We start from the raw sequence: 16,807 nt of genomic DNA on the forward strand, positions 1-16,807 counted from the left end.
GGCCTGGTCACCGAGCGGCGTGGCCTGGCGGCTGGGGGGTGGCCAATGACGTTCCTGCGGCAGGCTCTGCGCTACCGGTGGTCCCAGGCGATGGTCCTGGCCGGGGTCAGCCTGTTGATCGGCACCTGCGCGGCGTTCGCGCCCTGGTTCGCACGCGCGGTCGAGCAGACCGTCACGACCGAGACCCTGGCGCGACAGTGGAACTCGGCCGCCTGGCAGGTCAAGACGGTCCCGAAGACGACCGTCGGCGGATCGTCCGAACCAACTCCGCCGGAGGAACTTGCCGAGCTCATTCCGGCCGACCTGAAGCAACTGTTCACCCCACCGGTGTACGGGCGGGCCGCCGCGGTCGTCTGGGGCCTCGGCGACGACCGACCGACCGTCCAGGGCCGGGTGGTCTGGCGGGACGGTTACTGCGCCCAACTCGAACTGACCGCCGGCCGGTGTCCCCGCAGCCCCGGTGAGGTCGCCGCGTCGGCAGCCGACGCGAAGAACTTCGGCCTGGCGGTCGGGGCGACGATCAAGGCCCAGACCGCCAGCAACCCCACGCGCAGCCCACTCCGCGTGGTCGGGATCTACCAGGCGGACGCCGAAGCCGTCTACTGGTTCGGCCGGAGACCGATCGGGAACTCGCGGCAGGCCAGCGACTCGCAGCCCCCGCTCGGCGACTTCCTGCTCACCGAGCGGGACACCCTCTCCACGGGGCCTTGGGGCACCTACTCGACGCTGGACACCCGCCCGCAGCCGGGAAGCGTGCGAGTCGACGACCTGGCTCGGATCCGTCAGGTGACCGATCAGCTCGAAGCACAGATCGCCGAACGCGGCATCGACGCGCAGAACAGCTCAGGGCTGATCGACGTCATCGACGGCATCCAGGCGGAGCGGCGCCAGGCCACGACGATCATCCCGCTGGTGATGGTGCAGGTGGCCCTGTTCGGCGTGGTCGTCCTGGCGCTCGCGCTGGCCACGGTGGTCGACCAGCGCCGCCCCGAGCTGGCCGTCTCGCGACTCCGCGGGTCGGGGGCAGGGTCGGTCGGCCGGGCGCTGGCCGTCGAGCTGAGCGTGCCCGTGCTGCTCGGTACGGTGCTCGGCGCGGCCGCCGGTTTCGCGATGCTCCTCGCCGTACGAGCGGCCTGGTTGGCCGGAGTACCGCCCCTCGAAGTGCCGTGGACGGTTCCGGCCGCGGTCGGTCTCGCAGCTCTGGCAGGGCTGGCAGTCGTCGCGCTGTCGGTTCGTACGGTCGTACGCCGGCCGATCTCCAGCTTGCTCCGGCGGATCGCGCCGCGCGGCAGCCACCGGACCATCGGTCTGATCGATCTGATCGTCATCGTCGTCGCATCGGCCGGACTGGTGACCGGACTGACCAGCGGCGGACGGGGTCCGTTGCCGATCCTGACCCCGACGCTGCTCGCGCTGGCCGCCGGCCTGGCCTTCGCCCATCTGCTGCTCCCGGCCGCCGGCCTGGTGAGCCGTCGGGCGCTGCGCAACGGGCGTCTCGGTCTCGCGCTCGGCGCTCTGCAGGTGGCCCGGCGTCCAGCCGTGACACGGCTCGTCGCCGTGGTCGCGGTCGCGACGGGCCTGGTGTCGTTCGCCGGCCAGGCGGCTTCGGTCGCCGGTCGGAACCGGGACACCAGAGCCGGCTACGAGACCGGCGCCGAGGCGGTCCTCGCGATCGACACCATCAACCTCATCGACTTCACCGCGGCGATCGACAAGGTCGATCCCGACCGGCGATGGCTGACGCCGGTCGTGCTCACCCAGGCGCCCGCCGCCGAGAGTCTGCGCGCCGTGCTGATCGAGCCGGACAGCTATCGGCGGATCGCCTTCCGCGGCGACCTGCTCGCCGAGACCGAGGGGTTCGGCAACCTCCGGGCGCCGGCGGAGCCGCAGCCGATCAAGGTCGTCGGCGACCAGCTGAAGGTGACCGCCGACGTCGGGACGACGGCGTCGTACGCGCCGCCCACCAGTGACGGCGAGGAGCTCGCTCCCGAAGGCCGGGCGAGGTCCGTGATCCTGCAGGCGACGGTGGTCAACCAGCGCAGAGGGGCGCGCTACCTGGTCCGTTTCGCGCCGATCCCGCTGGGCCGCAGCGGCCCGGTCCAGCTGAGTACGCCGATGGACTGCCGGCCGTCCTGCCAACTGATCCGGCTCGGAGTCGCCCGTGAGGTGGGTGACCCGGTGGGCGCCAAGGGCGAGATCGCGATCAGCCAACTGGCGACCGACACCCAGCCGTCGATCCCGCTGGGCAGCGCCCGGGACTGGACGAGCGGCCCGCAGGCAGGCGACGACGACCAGAGCCACATCGCGGCCAAGAGCCGGCCGAACGGACTGACGCTCGAGGTGACCAGTCTCGGGAGCGACCTGACCCTCCAGCATGCCGCGATCCCCACGCCCGTCCCGGCGCTGGTGAGTCAGGACTTCTCCGTCAGCGAGGTCCAGACCGTGCCCGGCCTCGACGGGCTGTCGATCCCCGTCACCAAGGTGGACAGCCTGCGGACACCGATGCCGCGGCACACCGAACGCGCCGCCGTGATGGACCTGGAGACCGTCCGCCGGCTCGGCGGGAACGTCGACGACACCTCGACCGATCTCGAGCTCTGGCTGAACGCCGACGGGCTCGCGAACCTCGGCAAGGTCGTCGACGGGCTGACCGCGGCGGGGCTGACCCCGACCCTCGTCGATCGGCGCTCCGACCGGATCGAGGGGTACGGGCGGTCCGCGAGCGCCCTCGCGCTCCAGCTCACCCCGGTCGTTGGACTCGCCAGCTGGGCTCTCGCGGTCATCGTGCTGCTGCTGATGGGAGTCAGCTCCTGGCGATCCCGGGCCCAGGACTACGCCAGCCTGCGCATCAACGGCGTACCGGCGTCCACGACCGGAGGGGCGGCGCGCTGGGAACAGACCGGTCCGGTCGCACTGGCGGCCTTGCTCGGGTCGGCCTGCGGCATCGTCGGCGCCCACGTCGCGCTGCCGATGTTCCCGCTCTTCGCGGAGACCGCCGACCCCTCGCCGATCCCGCTCGACCTGGCGATCAACTGGACCGGGGCGGTGATCCTGTGGCTGGCCGGAACCGTCGTACTGACGGCGACCACGCTGGTGCTGGGCACCGGTGTGAACCGGCGCGCGGGGTACGGCCGGATCCGGGAGGAGCTGTCATGAGCGGACTGGCGATCAGCACGAGCGGCCTGGTGCACATCTACCGCAGCCAAGGCCATGACGTCGCCGCCCTGTCGGGGATCGGGATCACCGTGCGTCCCGGCGAGCTGGTCGGACTGCTCGGCCCGTCCGGCGCCGGCAAGTCCACCCTGCTGCAGCTGTGCGGAGGTCTGCTGACGCCGAGCGCCGGGCGGCTGCAGATCGGCGAGCACAACCTGACCACGATGACCGAGCCCGAGCTCGACAAGATGCGCGCGCATGACGTCGGCATCGTGCTGCAGGGGGCCGGCCGCAATCTCATCCCGTACCTGTCACCCGTCGACAACGTGCGCTACGCACAGCGCGCCGCGTCGCGCGACCAATCCCTGCCGGCCCCGGAGGAGGTGCTCGGCCTGGTCGGTCTGGCCGACCACGCCCGTACTCCCCTGGCAGCGTTGACGCCCGGGCAGATCCAGCTCTGTGCGGTGGCGGTAGGGATCGCCACCTTCCCCGGTCTGCTGCTGGCCGACGAGCCCACGAGCCAGCTCGACCACCGGGCCCGGGACGAGGTGCTCGCCGCGATCTCGACCGTGAACGAGAGCACCGGTATGACGGTCCTGCTGGTCACTCACGACCCCGACGTCGCCGCGCTGCTCCCCCGGACCGTGACCATCCGCGACGGCCGGATCGCGTCCGAAGGGCGCAGCGGCGAGGAGTTCGCGGTCGTCGCCACCGACGGATCGCTGCCGCTGCCGCCGCACGTCGCCGAGCTGCTGGCCCCCGGAACCCTGCTCCGCGTCACCACCACCGAGGACGGCGACGTTCGCCTGAGCCGCGTACAGCACCATGGACAGCAAGAAGGTCAGTCGTGATCACGGTCACCAACCTCACCGTCGCGTACGACGGCCTCGTCGCCGTCGCGGACGTGTCCCTGCACGTGCCGCCCGGGTTCGTCCTCGCGGTGAGCGGGCCGTCCGGGGCCGGCAAGAGCTCGCTGCTGTGGGCGATCGCCGGCGCGGTCCCGGCGAAGTCCGGCCAGGTCGAGGTGGACGGCCTGACGATCGGCGACCGGCCCGCGGCCGCGGCGCACGGCATCGTACTGATCCCGCAGGGCAACGGGCTGGCCCGGGTCCTGACCGCGCGGGAGAACCTGTCGATGCCGCTGCTCGCCAAGCGCACCGAGCCGGAAGCGGTCGACCGTCACGTCGAGCAGGCACTGGCCGACGTCGGGCTGCAGGACAGCGGCGACCATCTGGTCGAGGAACTGTCCGGCGGCGAGCAGCAGCGTGTCGCCGTCGCCCGTGGACTCGCCCAGCAGGGCCGGGTCATCCTCGCCGACGAGTCCACCAGCGAACTCGACGGCGCGAACCGTGAGCGAGTCCTCGACCTCCTCCGCCGCGAAGCCGGCCGCGGCGCCGCGGTGATCATCGCCACGCATGACCCCAACGTCGCGGCCGACGCCGACGGCCACGCCACCATGGACGAAGGCCGCCTCACCTGGCAGCGGAGACTCTGACCGCTCTCAGGCCTTGTCGAACCAGCCGACGTCCTTGCGGTGGTGGACCGTCGGGAGTTGGCGGGGGCTGGTCGGGGCGGCCCACTTCGCGGCGTTGGCGATGATCTGCTGGACCTCGGGCTGGTGGTACGTCGGGTACTCCTGGTCGCCGGGGCGGAAGTAGAAGACCCGGCCCTGGCCGCGGCGGTAGCAGCAGCCCGAGCGGAACACCTCGCCGCCGGAGAACGAGCTGACGAAGACCAGCTCGTCCGGCTGCGGGATGTCGAACAGCTCGCCGTACATCTCCTCGCGCTCGATCACCAGCGGGTGCGGGATGCCCTGCGCGATCGGGTGGCCGGCCGCGACCGTCCAGATCAGCTCCCGGTCGTTCTCGGCGCGCCAGTCGAGCGAGCAGGTGGTGCCCATCAGCTTGATGAAGATCTTGCTGAAGTGCGCCGAGTGCAGCGCGATCAGGCCCATGCCGGACAGCACGTGCTGCTGGACCCGGTCCACGACCGCGTCGTCGACGTCGCCGTGCGCCGCGTGACCCCACCAGGTGAGTACGTCGGTGTCGGCGAGCACCTCCTCGGTCAGACCGTGCTCGTCCTGCTGCAGCCACGCCGTACGGACGACCACCTCTGGATTGTCACCGCCGAGCTTGTCCCGCAGCGCGGCGGCGATCGTCTCGTGCATGGTGTCCGGGTAGACCTTGCGCACGGTCTCGTCGCGGCCCTCGTGCACGTTCTCGCCCCACACCGTGACGCGAATCGGATCAGTCATGGAGCACAACCTCTCGTCCTGCCTTCGCCGAGGCGTAGCAGGCGTCGATGATCTCGGTCCGCAGCAGCGCCTCGGACCCGTTCTGGCCTTCCCACTCACCGCTCTTGACGATCCGGACGAACTCCGCCACGACCGCGCGGTGCCCGAGCCCGGCGCCGGTCGCCGGCTTCACCTCGGCCGGTACGCCGCCCACGTCGGTGAAGATCCGCAGGGTGTCGTCGTTGGTGTAGTTCTGCACCTCGATCTTGGCGCCGCCGTCGGTGCCGAACAGCTCGATGCCGAAGTTGTCACCCGGCGCCCGGTACGTCGCCCAGCTGGTCTCCAGCTGCAGCGCGCCGCCGCCCTGCAGCCGCAGGTACGCCGTCGCCAGGTCCTCCACCTCGAACGCCGAGCCGAGCGTGTTCGCGTTCGGGTCCCGGCTGCCCTTGCCGCGCGGGCCGAGCTCGGCGAAGGTGTTCGCCGAGACCGTGGTCACCTGCGGCTCGCCCATCAGGTGCAGCGCCATGTCGAGGATGTGCACGCCGAGGTCGATCAGCGGACCGCCGCCGGACAGCTCCCGGTTCGTGAACCAGCCGCCCATGCCCGGGATGCCGTTGCGGCGCATCCAGTGCGCCTTCGCGTAGTAGATCCGGCCGAGCTGGCCCTCGTCGATCTGGTGCTTGAGCGCCGCGACGTCACCGCGCTCACGGTGGTTGAAGACGACCTTCAGCACCCGGCCGGCCTGCTTGGAGGCCTCGACCATCGCGGTGCCCTCGGCCACCGTCCGGGCCAGCGGCTTCTCGGACAGCACGTGCAGACCCTTCTGCAGGGCCTTGAGGGCGATCGGGGCGTGCAGCTGCGTCGGCGTACCGATGCTGACCGCCTCCAGGCCCGGGGTCTCGAGCAGGTCCTCCCACTTCTCGTACAGATGCGGTACGCCGTGCTTCTCGCCCAGGCTGGTCAGGATGTCCTTCTCCAGACCCGCCAGCGCGATCACCTCGACATCCGGCAGCTCGGAGAACGCCTCCAGCGCCGTCCGCCCGGCAAAGCCCAGTCCTACGACACCGACCCGCAGTTTTTGATCGTTCACAAAGACGATCCTCTCCCGATGACAACGAAGGACACAACCGCTTCCCACACTACGGAACAGGTTTCAACACCCGTCAACCGACTTGTTTTAACAGACCGGTAACGGGCCGTGCGGCCGGCGCTACAGCTCAGTCGTCGTCGGAATCGAAATCCGGGTCGATCTGCTCGGGAGACAGCGCCAGGACGTCGGCGAGCTCGAGCACCAGCGCGGAGCGGACCAGCCAGGCCAGGCCGGCGCCGGAGCGTTCGGCGCGGAGCTCGATCGGGCGCCGGAACACGACGATCCGGTACGGCTCGTGCGACGTACCGCCGGTGGCGTGGGTCAGCGGGATCTCGGTGGCGTCCAGGTCCAGGTTCGGCACGTCCTCGATCGCGAACTCGACCCGCGCGACCACCTGCGGCAGCCGCTTCTCCAGCCGCGTCACCTCGATCGCGACCACCTCGTCGAACTGCGCCGCGGCGGACCGCTGCAGCGGCAGGCCCCGGGGCGCGAACGTGCTCGGCCGGCTGATCGGGCCGAGCATGCCGCGGCCGTGGCGGTCGATGTGCCTGCGATGACGGCGAGCCTCGGTCACGCGCTCAGCCTAGTGGGGGTAACGTCTGTCCGTGAGCATCGCCAGGATCTGTTCGCGTGCCGGATGTCAGAAGCCGGCCGTCTCGACGCTCACCTACGTGTACGCCGACTCCACCTGCGTCCTCGGTCCGCTCGCGACGTACGCCGAGCCGCACTGCTACGACCTGTGCGCCGACCACGCCGACCGCCTCACCGCGCCGAACGGCTGGGAGGTCATCCGGCTCGCTCCGGACCCCGCGGCCGCCGGTCCGTCCTCGGACGACCTGGAAGCGCTGGCGAACGCGGTCCGCGAGGCAGCGCGCCCGCTGCCGCGCCGCGAGCCCGGAACCGGTACGCCGGGAGCCCCGGTCGAGGTGGCCCGCCGAGGCCACCTGCGGATGCTCCAGGACCCCGGCGCCACCACGAACACGAACGAGGGCTGACCTACCGCAGCGCGGCGCTCACGTCGGGCTGCGCGCCCAGCTGGGCCCGGAACACCAGCGACGTGCTCAACGGCCACACGGCCACCTGCGGCACGTCGTCGTCGGCCGGTTTCGCGGCCGGCATCAGCGTGACGCCCGCGACGACGCTCCCGCGCGTCTGCTGAACCATCAGGTACGTCGGCCGCGGCTGCGCCGGGAACGAGATCTGCGACGTCGCGCCGCCGACGACGTCGAGCGCCCGCGTGCTCAGCACCCGGTCGACCGCGTCCCGCAGCTCGAACTTCACGCTGCCGTTCTTGCCCGGCGCCGTCACCTGCAGCACCGCCGGCTGCTTGTGCGCCGGGATGACCAGGTACGCCGGGCCGGTCAGCGCCTCGGCCGACCCGATCGACGCGAACTCCGTCCGGCTCGCGTCGGTCATCCGCAGCGACGCGGTCACCGGCTGGTCCGAGGTCAGCGTGACACCGCTGGCGTCGCCGTGCAGCACCGGGTCGAGCATGAAGGTCTTCACCGACCCGGCCGCGATCTGCACGGTCTCCAGACCGGCCGGCTTGAACGGTCCGTTCGGCCCGTTCACCGTGAGGCTCGCGGTCGCCTGCAGGTCCGTGGGGTTCGCCACGGACAGGATCCGCAGACCGCTGCCGGGCGCCACCGCGGGTACGAACACCTTGGTCGCGGGCGCTGCCGAGGTGTTCAGCCAGTCCACACCGGCCGGCTCGTTGCCGTTCGACGCGTTGGACCGGACAGCGGCCGCGACCCGGCCACCCGTCGATTCCACGTGCAGAGCGATATCGCGCAGGTTCGGCGCGACCTGCTTGAGGTACAGCTCGGCCGAACCGCGCGCCGGGACCACGATGCCGCGCGCCGCGGGCAGGTCCTGGGCACCGGTCCGCGCGTACACGCTGACGTTCACTTCCGCGTTGATGGTGTCCAGGTTGGTCAGCACCAGCACGTCCCGGCGGTCGCTCGCCCCGGACGCGCCGACGAACCAGAAGTCCGAGCCGGGCACCTGGCACGGCACGCTGGCCATGCCGCGGTTCACGCCTTCCTGCGCGGTCGTCGTACTCGTGCCGACCGTCCCCGCGGCCAGCGCTCCGGTGCCCTGGATGGACAGGGTCTGCGGCTTGACCACCACCGGGCTCGACCCGATGGTTCCGCGCTTCAGCAGCGATCCGACCGGGTCGGACGTCGCGGGCAGCGGAGCGATCGACAGCGGCTCGGCGGCCCCGGACGCGGTCGGCGTGCCGGCGGGCAGCGTCGGCGCCACGCCGTTCACCAGGCTGGCCATCTTGCCGCCGGGAGACAGCGCCGGACACGCCAGCGCCGTCCGGTTCACCACCGTGCGGGCCGGCTCGGTGACCGCGGCCTCCGCCCGGGTGTCCGCCTGCTTCGGGTGGGTGACGACTCCGAGCCCGGCCAGTGCGGCCATGGCAACGACAACGGCTCCGATCCGCAGTCGCGGGTCGGACAGCAACCGGCTCACCGGACCCTCCTCGCGTGGGTGCCCTGCGGTACGGCGACGGTGCGGCGCACGGTCGGCAGGCAGAAGATCAGTGCGAGGATCCAGCCGATGATGCCGAGGATCCGCCAGATCGTGTGGGTCTCGTCGGCCAACGGTGTCTTGCCCTCGACCTTCGACCGGTCCACCAACCAGGACGCGTCGCCGTCGTTCGCACTGGCCCTGGTCAGGCCGGGCAGTGAGTCGAGCGTCGACTGCAGCGTCGGATCCACCGGACCGGGCAGGTACACGTAGTCGATCGCGAGCGCGGCCAACTGCCGGCCTTCCTCGCCGCTACCGCCGCCGCCGAGCGTCGCCAGGACGTCGGTGAGCGGCTTGGTCTGCGCCGGTGTCGGCGCCGCCTCGAGCGATCCCATCCGCGGCCCGCCGTCCTTGACCAGCGAGAACCGCATCTGGCCCTCGGGCGCCTTCCGCACCACCAGGATCGACTGGTTCTCGGGTGGGTCCTGCGCGGCGACCAGGTACGCCGGGAGGTCCTGCGCGGGGCCGCGCCACAACGGGCCGTCGGTGCCACGCACCAGCCAGAAGCCGGCCGTCACGACGGTCGTCAGCAGCACGACACCCAGCACGCCCTGGACGATGATCTCGGTGGACTTGCCGAGCGAGTCCCACGCGACCGTGACGGTGATGATCCAGCCCGCGGTCATCAGGAACATCAACGGACCGCTGCCGCCGCCGAGCCGGCTGGCGACCAGCGTCCCGGCCAGACCGGCCAGTGCGGCAAACCAGCCGAGCAACTCGTACCGCTGCCGCGACTGACGCAGCAGGCTCACCAGCGCCACCACGATCAGCGGCACGGCGAACCACCACGGCGTCGGCGCACCGATCGGCGTACCGGTCAGCAGATGCGGCAGGCTGTCGCCCGGACCGACCGCCGCGGTCGGCGGACCGCCCGCCTCCTGGCCCAGCTTCGACGGGTGCCGGACGAGGTCGATCGTCCACGGCAGTACGAGCACCAGGCCCAGGACGACCGAGAACACCAACTGCCGGCCCTGTCGCCGCCAGCCGAGCCCCAGCACCGCGCCGAGGACCAGGCAGACAGCGACCAGCAGACCGAGCGCCGGAGTGAACGCCAGCAGCACGGCGAGGCAGATCCCGGCGAACCACGCGGCCCGCCAACTGCCCTGGACGTAAACGCGCCTGCGGCGGGCGACGGTGTGCACGGCCGCGCCGAGCAGCGGCAGCACGATCGCCGCCACACAGGTCCCGAGCCGCCCCTGCGAGATCGCACCGGTGGTGAAAACCGCCAGCCCGTACGCCGACGCGCCCCAGGCCCGCGCCACCCGGTCGACGACGAAGGACCGCAGCAGCGCCCACGCGGCGAGCCCGGCCAGCGGGACCGCGCCGAGCAGCAGGACGTTCGTCGCACCGGTCGGACCGAACATGACTGTCGAGAAGGCCCAGAACTGTGCCAGCCAGGCGGGCGGCGTCACGCCCGGCGGCGCCGAGGCCGCCGCATGCCACAACGCCGCAAGAGACTCGTGCGCCGGCAGCAGCAGGTGCGAGCGCAGCACTCCGCTGCCGATCAGTGTGCGGGCCGAGATCAGCGCGCCGATGGCCAGCACGACCCACGCGACCAGGAACGGCCGCCGGATCAGCTGCCGCCGCCACCTCGGCTGGTCGACCGCCACGCGCGCGGTCGACTTCGCGCGGCGCGCGGTCGTGACGACCTGCTCCTCCGGCTCGTCCGCCCAGGCCTCGCGGATCCGCTCCGAGATCGTGCTGGTCGTTTCCTCCAGGTTGTGCCGCAGGGCGTGCACCGACCGGGAGAACAACCCCTTGATGTCGTCGTACGGAACCTGGTCGAGATTCCGGCGGTTCTTGCGGGCCTGGGTCCAGCCACCGGCCAGCAGTGTGCCGAGCAGCGCGGTCCACTCGTCGACGGCGCCGGACGGCGTCTTGCCGAGCAGGAACCAGATCGACCGCATCACGGCGCCGAACAGGAACCGCAGGATCAGCAGCGGCAGCAGCTTGCCGGGAGCGTTCGCGAGCACGGTGTAGTACGCGTGCGCACGGTCGAGCTGGTACGCGTGCCGCCGGGTGCCGGCCAGCGCCCGCTCACCGGTCGCCGCGGCCTGCGCGTGGTAGACGACCGCGTCCGGCGCGACGCCGACCTGGTACCCCGCCCGGCTGGCCCGCCAGCCGAAGTCGATGTCGTCGCGGAACATCGGCAGCCGCGGGTCGAAACCGTGCAGCGCGTCCCAGACGTCGCGACGGACCAGCATGCCGGCCGAGCTGACCGCGAGCACGTTGCGCAGCTGGTCGTGCTGTCCCTGGTCCAGCTCGCCGTTCTCGACGCCGGTGTCGCGGCGGCCGCCGAGCGACGTGGTGACACCGACCTCGAGCAGCTCACGGTCCCGCGGCCAGAGCCGCAGCTTCGGGCCCCAGACGCCGGTGGCCGGCGACATAGTGGCCTGGAGCAACAATTTCTCCAAGGCCTTCGGCGCCGGCGCACAGTCGTCGTGCAGCAGCCAGAGCCACTCCACCACCGGCATGTGGCCGTCGTCGCCGTACGGACCGACGGCGCTCGGGATCGGCGCGAAACCGTGCGTCTCGAGACCGCGGGCGACCGCCGTCCCGAAACCGGTGCGCGCGGACACGCTCACCACCGGCTCGACGCCGGGCATCGCGGCGAGCAGTTCGGCGGTGTCGTCGGTGGATCCGGTGTCGACCGCGATCAGCCGGTCCGGGCGTGGGTTGAGCGCCCACAACGCCTCGGACAGCCACGGCAGCCAGGCCGCGCCTTCATGCCCGACCACCACCGCGGTGACGACATGCCGGACCCGCGGACGACCCATCGGGTCGTCGATGTGATCGGTCGGGAAGTCGACGGAGTCGAAGAACTCCCAGCCGGCCGGGGCTTCTTGTTCCATGCGGAGCTGTGACACCTCGATGCTTGCGGACGGTCACCGCGACCGCAGTCCCGGCGAGGAATCACCATACAGCCGCTCCAGGAGCGCTGGAAAAAGCCGCGGGCCCCGGGGTGATCGCCCCGGGGCCTCGCGGAAGTCCGTCGTGAAGTTGTGCTGCTGGTGTCCGGACCGTCAGACGGCCTTCTTCTTCAGCTTGCGGCGTTCCCGCTCCGACAGGCCGCCCCAGATCCCGAAGCGTTCGTCGTTCTGCAGCGCGTACTCGAGGCATTCGCCCCGGACGTCGCAGCCGAGGCACACCTTCTTGGCCTCGCGGGTGGATCCGCCCTTCTCCGGGAAGAACGCTTCTGGGTCGGTCTGGGCGCACAACGCCCGTTCCTGCCAGTTCGGCTCCTCCTCGATCGCCTCACCGTCGACAATCGCCATCAGGCTCTCTGTCACGGTCCGACCTCCTCGACCCTGTTCGTTCCCCTGTACATGTGGGTTTGCGGTCCACATGCCTGACCTCGTCCGTCCTGCGCTCTGCAACGGTCCCCGATACCGAGTGTCCTAACGAACGACACGGTTGAAATTACATTCCTGCAATCCACGAAAGTCAAGCCGTGCTCTGCTATTGGGATCATCCGCAACATGCCCGCAAAAGAACGAGAGGCCTGTAGATACAGGCCTCTCGCGCTGTGTACCCGGGGACAAACCTGATGTTGCCGGGATTTTCCCGCAGGGCTTGGTAAGGGCTTGCTGTCGCAGACCGCCCGAACTGTTGCCCGATCAGGAAGGCTGCGACCACCAGCCCTGCTGACCCTGACCCGGCTGGTTCGGGTCGTTCTTGTCCGACTCGGTCCGCGGGTCGATCCGGGTCTCGTCGGCGGACTCGGCCTGCTGCGGCTCGCTCGGCTGCGACTCCGCGGCCGGCGTCTCCTCAGCCTGCCAGGCCTGCTCCTGCTGCCACGCCTGCTGGGCAGGCTGGGCCTCGGCCTGCTCCTGGGAGCCCTCGGTGGCGCCGTGCTCCTGCTGGCCCCACTCCTGCCCGGACGCAGCCTGCTGGCCGTATTCCTGGCCCGCGGGGGTCTGCTGGCCGTACTCCTGGCCGCCCCACTGCTGCTGGCCGGCGTCGGCGCCGCCCCACTGCTGCTCCTGCGGCCACTGCTGCGCCTGCTGGCCCTGCTCCTGGCCGCCCCACTGCTGCTGGCCTTCGGAGCTCCACGCCTGCGTCGGCTCGACGCCCTGGCCCTCGGCGGGCCACGCCTGCTCAGAGCCCTGCTGCGCCGAGTGCTGGCCGCCGTGCTGCTGGGCCTCGGCCTCACCGGCCGACCAGGCCTGCTGCTGCTCGCCCTGGTTCCAGCCCTGCTCCTGCGGCCACTGCTGGCCCTGCTCCTGGCCGGCGGCGTAGCCACCAGCCGCACCAGCAGCACCAGCAGCACCCGCGGCACCAGCTGCGTAACCGCCGTACTGCTGGCCCTGGTCGTATTGGCCGCCGTACTGACCCTGCTGCTCGTAGCCCTGCTGCTGGCCGTAGCCCTGCTGCTGACCGTACGGCGCCTGCTGGCCGAACTGCCCCGGCTGGCCCTGCTGCTGGAACTGGCCCGGCTTCGGCGCACGCACCGGCGCGGGCAGCGTCTGGAACGTCTTCAGTGCGTACAGACCCACACCGCCGTACAGCGCGAGACCGCCGAGCGAGTAGATGAAGCCGACGATCTTCTCACCGGTCGTGCCGCTGCCGTTGAACTGCGCGAACGTGGCGATCAGGCCGATCAGCAGGAACAGACCGGTGATGACGAGCGTGCCCAACACGACGATCCGTGCGTTCGGCGTCCGCTCGCCTTCGTTCACCAGCCAGACCGCACCGACCAGCGCCGCGAGCACCATCAACGTGAAGTTCGACGGCGGGACGATGACGGAGTGCACGCCGCCGGAAGCGGCGACGAAGCCGATCCCGCCGACGAACAGCTGGAACAGCGAGGCCAGGACCAGCAGGCCGGCGAATGCGAGCAAGATGTACGCGACCGGCTCTCTGAGCTTCTTGGTTGCGTCGGTGACCACGAGGGCTCCTCGGATGTTGGGGGGCCGTACAACTGAGCTGTGCGGATGTGATGACCCTCCGCAGCATAGTCGTGCGGTGGTCCGACGCATTGACGACTCGGGCAGACTCTTCCCATGCGATTGACAGTGCTGGCCGGCGGCATCGGCGGCTCCACCTTCCTGCGCGGCCTGCTGAAGGCCCGTCCGGACGCCGAGATCACCGTCGTGGGGAACACCGCGGACGACATCACCCTGTTCGGGCTGCGGGTCTGTCCCGACCTGGACACCGTGATGTACACGCTCGGCGGCGGCATCTCGGAGGAGCGGAAGTGGGGCCGTGAGGACGAGACCTGGGTGATCAAGGAGGAGCTCGCCGCGTACGGCGTGGAGCCGACCTGGTTCGGGCTCGGCGACCGCGACGTGGCGACGCACCTGGTGCGGACGCAGATGCTGGACGCCGGCTACACGCTCAGCGCGGTCACCGAGGCGCTCTGTGCGCGGTGGAAGCTGCCGGTCCGGCTGCTGCCGATGAGCGACGACCGGATCGAGACCCACGTGGTGGTGGACGACCCGGAGCAGCCCGGGCGGCGCAAGGCCATCCACTTCCAGGAGTACTGGGTGCGCTACCAGGCCGAGGTTCCCGCGCACCAGATCGTTGCCGTCGGCGCCGACAAGGCCAAGCCCGCACCCGGCGTCCTGGAGGCGATCGCGGACTGCGACGTGCTGATCGTGCCGCCGTCCAACCCGGTGGTGTCGGTCGGCACCATCCTCGGCGTCCCCGGGATCCGGGACGCGGTCCGCGAGACCGCGGCGCCGGTGATCGGATTGTCGCCGATCATCGGCACCGGACCGGTGCGCGGCATGGCGGACAAGGTGCTCGCCACCGTCGGGGTGGCGTCCACCGCGTCGGCGGTCGCGCGGTACTACGGCTCGCGCGCGTCCGGCGGCGTCCTGGACGGCTGGCTGATCGACACCTCCGACGCGATCCAGGCGGACTCGATCGCCGGCGCCGGAATTCACGTCCAGGCCGTGCCGTTGTGGATGACGGACGAGACCACCACCGCCGCGATGGCTGACGCGGCACTGACCCTCGCGGAGGCCGTACGGCGATGAGGAAGCACCTGGAGATCTTCCCGGTGACCGGACTGCCGGAGGTGACGGCCGGGGACGACCTGGCCGCACTGATCGCCGACGGCACCGACCTGCGCGACGGCGACGTCGTCTCGGTGACGTCGAAGATCGTCAGCAAGGCCGAGGGCCGGCTGACGTTCGGCACCCGGCGCGAGGCGGTCGACGCCGAGCTGGTGCGGGTCGTCGCGCAGCGCGGTGAGACGCGGATCGTGCAGACCCGGCACGGCCTGGTGATGGCCGCCGCGGGCACGGACACGTCCAACACGGCGCCTGGCACGGTCCTGCTGCTCCCGGTCGACCCGGACGCGTCGGCGCGCGCCCTGCGGGCCGCGTTGAAGGAGCGGTACGACGTCAACGTGGGCATCGTCGTCACGGACACGCTCGGCCGCCCGTGGCGCAACGGCCAGACCGACCTGGCGATCGGCGCGGCGGGCGTCCGCGTCGTGGAGGACCTGCGCGGCACGACCGACAGCCACGGCAACGTCCTCGCGGTGACCGAGCCGGCGCTGGCCGACGAGATCGCGAGCGCGAGCGAACTGGTCAAGGGCAAGGCGGACGGGGTGCCGGTCGCCGTACTGCGCGGGCTCGACGACGCCGTGCTGCCGGTCGGCGAGCACGGGCCGGGCGCCCGGGCGCTGGTGCGGGACGCCGAGGCCGACATGTTCAGCCTCGGGACGCGCGAGGCCGCGCGGGCCGCCGTACTCGACCGGCAGCCGCCGGCCGGGCCGCGGGAGGTCGACCCCGCGCTGTGGTCCGGGCTGCTGGCCGATGTCGACGGCGTCCGCCTCGACCTGGCCGACAACGCTGTCACGGTGTTCGGCGACGAGCCGGTGACCGTCGGGGTGGTGGCCGAGCGTCTCGCCGTCCTGCTGCACGCCGAGGGGTACGGCGTCACGGTGCGGCCGGGGCCGGGCAGCGAGGCCACGGTCACGTTCGGCTCACGGTCGAAGTAGTTTTCTAGGCAACTTCTTAGGGTCACCTCGTACACTGCCCTGGCACGGCGGCGCGGTGGCCGCCCCTGTCCGGGAAGACCAACACTGTGGGTAAAGCGTCGTCGCAGAAGCAGTCGCGCCGCGAGATGATCGAGAAGATGCAGCGGGAACAGGCCCGGTCGGACCGCCGCCGCACGATCCTCATCGTGGTGTGCTCGATCGTGGTCGGCCTGGCCATCATCGCCTACCCGGCGATCAAGCTGATCCAGGATTCCCGGACCAAGGACCAGGCGCTGACCGACTTCGGCGTCGCCGCGTCGGCGGCGTCCTGTGACGCGGTCACCAACGACGACGGTGGCGGCACCCAGGACCACCGCCCGGAGGGCGAGAAGATCATGTACCCGGTCTCCCCGCCGTCGTCGGGCCCGCACTACCCGAACTGGGCGCCGTTCGACAAGAAGTTCTACTCGACCGGCGACCGGCCCGCGGTGGAGAACCTGGTGCACAACCTGGAGCACGGCTACACGATCCTGTGGTACCGGGACACGCTGCCGAAGGACCAGATCGACCAGATCGAGAAGATCTCCAAGTCGAAGCTCCCCGAGAGCTCGCTGAACAAGTTCATCGCCGCCCCCTTCAAGGCGGACGAGGGCAAGGCCTGGCCGGACGGCAAGAACCTCGCCTTCGCCCACTGGAGCGGACCGGACGCTTCCAACAAGTCGTTCGGTCACCGCCAGTTCTGCGGATCGGTCAGCGGTGACGCCCTGAAGCAGTTCATGGACAAGTACCCGGCCACCGACGCCCAGGAGCCGAACGGCGGCTGACGCCGAAGCCTGTGAGAACGCCCCCGAGGAGCATCTCCTCG

General features: G+C 71.0%; 14 protein-coding genes. 7 read left to right on the forward strand and 7 right to left on the reverse strand.

Going from position 1 to position 16,807, the window contains the following annotated elements; genetic code table 11:
• Positions 1-45: 45 nt before the first annotated feature.
• Genes ABZW60_RS02975 through ABZW60_RS02985 form a run of 3 tightly spaced genes read left to right on the forward strand, consistent with a single transcriptional unit; the run spans position 46 to position 4,648 of the window.
• A complete protein-coding gene (locus ABZW60_RS02975; RefSeq protein WP_355473413.1) occupies positions 46-3,156 on the forward strand; it encodes an FtsX-like permease family protein in 3,111 nt (1,036 codons plus the stop codon).
• Positions 3,153-4,004, forward strand: coding sequence for an ATP-binding cassette domain-containing protein (locus ABZW60_RS02980; RefSeq protein WP_355473415.1), 852 nt, complete (start codon positions 3,153-3,155; stop codon positions 4,002-4,004). Before ABZW60_RS02975 ends, ABZW60_RS02980 begins: the two co-directional genes overlap by 4 nt.
• Positions 4,001-4,648, forward strand: a complete 648-nt coding sequence (locus ABZW60_RS02985; RefSeq protein WP_355473417.1) for an ATP-binding cassette domain-containing protein — start codon at positions 4,001-4,003, stop codon at positions 4,646-4,648. Before ABZW60_RS02980 ends, ABZW60_RS02985 begins: the two co-directional genes overlap by 4 nt.
• Before the next feature lie 6 nt (positions 4,649-4,654).
• Here the strand turns inward: ABZW60_RS02985 and ABZW60_RS02990 are convergent, their stop codons facing one another.
• The 3 genes from ABZW60_RS02990 to ABZW60_RS03000 form a co-directional block, all read right to left on the reverse strand.
• Positions 4,655-5,407 (reverse strand): ThuA domain-containing protein, encoded by a 753-nt coding sequence (locus ABZW60_RS02990; RefSeq protein WP_355473418.1) that lies wholly within the window; start codon positions 5,405-5,407, stop codon positions 4,655-4,657.
• Positions 5,400-6,476: a Gfo/Idh/MocA family oxidoreductase gene (locus ABZW60_RS02995; RefSeq protein ID WP_355473420.1), complete on the reverse strand. Its 1,077-nt coding sequence runs from the start codon at positions 6,474-6,476 to the stop codon at positions 5,400-5,402. The genes ABZW60_RS02990 and ABZW60_RS02995 overlap by 8 nt, the downstream gene beginning before the upstream one ends.
• A 127-nt stretch (positions 6,477-6,603) precedes the next feature.
• Entirely contained in the window at positions 6,604-7,050 is a 447-nt protein-coding gene (locus ABZW60_RS03000) for a metallopeptidase family protein (RefSeq protein ID WP_355473422.1), read from the reverse strand.
• Positions 7,051-7,081: 31 nt separating this feature from the next.
• On the opposite strand from ABZW60_RS03000, the gene ABZW60_RS03005 reads away from it, so the two are divergent.
• The gene (locus tag ABZW60_RS03005) at positions 7,082-7,471 is read left to right on the forward strand and encodes a DUF3499 domain-containing protein (protein ID WP_355473424.1); all 390 of its coding nucleotides are present in this window, start codon (positions 7,082-7,084) and stop codon (positions 7,469-7,471) included.
• Position 7,472: 1 nt separating this feature from the next.
• Here ABZW60_RS03005 and ABZW60_RS03010 read toward each other — a convergent pair whose 3' ends face one another.
• From ABZW60_RS03010 to ABZW60_RS03025, 4 genes are all read right to left on the reverse strand, one after another.
• Positions 7,473-8,954, reverse strand: a complete 1,482-nt coding sequence (locus tag ABZW60_RS03010; RefSeq protein ID WP_355473426.1) for a DUF5719 family protein — start codon at positions 8,952-8,954, stop codon at positions 7,473-7,475.
• A complete protein-coding gene (locus tag ABZW60_RS03015; RefSeq protein ID WP_355473428.1) occupies positions 8,951-11,863 on the reverse strand; it encodes a glycosyltransferase family 2 protein in 2,913 nt (970 codons plus the stop codon). Before ABZW60_RS03015 ends, ABZW60_RS03010 begins: the two co-directional genes overlap by 4 nt.
• 171 nt (positions 11,864-12,034) lie before the next feature.
• Positions 12,035-12,301, reverse strand: coding sequence for a WhiB family transcriptional regulator (locus ABZW60_RS03020; protein WP_355473429.1), 267 nt, complete (start codon positions 12,299-12,301; stop codon positions 12,035-12,037).
• 327 nt (positions 12,302-12,628) lie between these two features.
• Positions 12,629-13,900, reverse strand: coding sequence for a hypothetical protein (locus ABZW60_RS03025; RefSeq protein WP_355473431.1), 1,272 nt, complete (start codon positions 13,898-13,900; stop codon positions 12,629-12,631).
• Between the two features lie 114 nt (positions 13,901-14,014).
• Here ABZW60_RS03025 and cofD point away from each other — a divergent pair, with 114 nt between their 5' ends.
• The 3 genes from cofD to ABZW60_RS03040 all read left to right on the forward strand — a co-directional run bounded on the left by cofD (position 14,015) and on the right by ABZW60_RS03040 (position 16,766).
• Complete coding sequence (cofD, locus tag ABZW60_RS03030; protein WP_355473432.1) at positions 14,015-14,992, forward strand: 2-phospho-L-lactate transferase; 978 nt, start codon at positions 14,015-14,017, stop codon at positions 14,990-14,992.
• Positions 14,989-15,963 (forward strand): coenzyme F420-0:L-glutamate ligase, encoded by a 975-nt coding sequence (locus ABZW60_RS03035; RefSeq protein ID WP_355473434.1) that lies wholly within the window; start codon positions 14,989-14,991, stop codon positions 15,961-15,963. Before cofD ends, ABZW60_RS03035 begins: the two co-directional genes overlap by 4 nt.
• 86 nt (positions 15,964-16,049) lie before the next feature.
• Complete coding sequence (locus tag ABZW60_RS03040) at positions 16,050-16,766, forward strand: DUF3105 domain-containing protein (protein WP_355473436.1); 717 nt, start codon at positions 16,050-16,052, stop codon at positions 16,764-16,766.
• Positions 16,767-16,807: the final 41 nt, after the last annotated feature.

Source organism: Kribbella sp. NPDC003557 (assembly GCF_040610805.1).
Taxonomy (GTDB): Bacteria; Actinomycetota; Actinomycetes; order Propionibacteriales; family Kribbellaceae; genus Kribbella.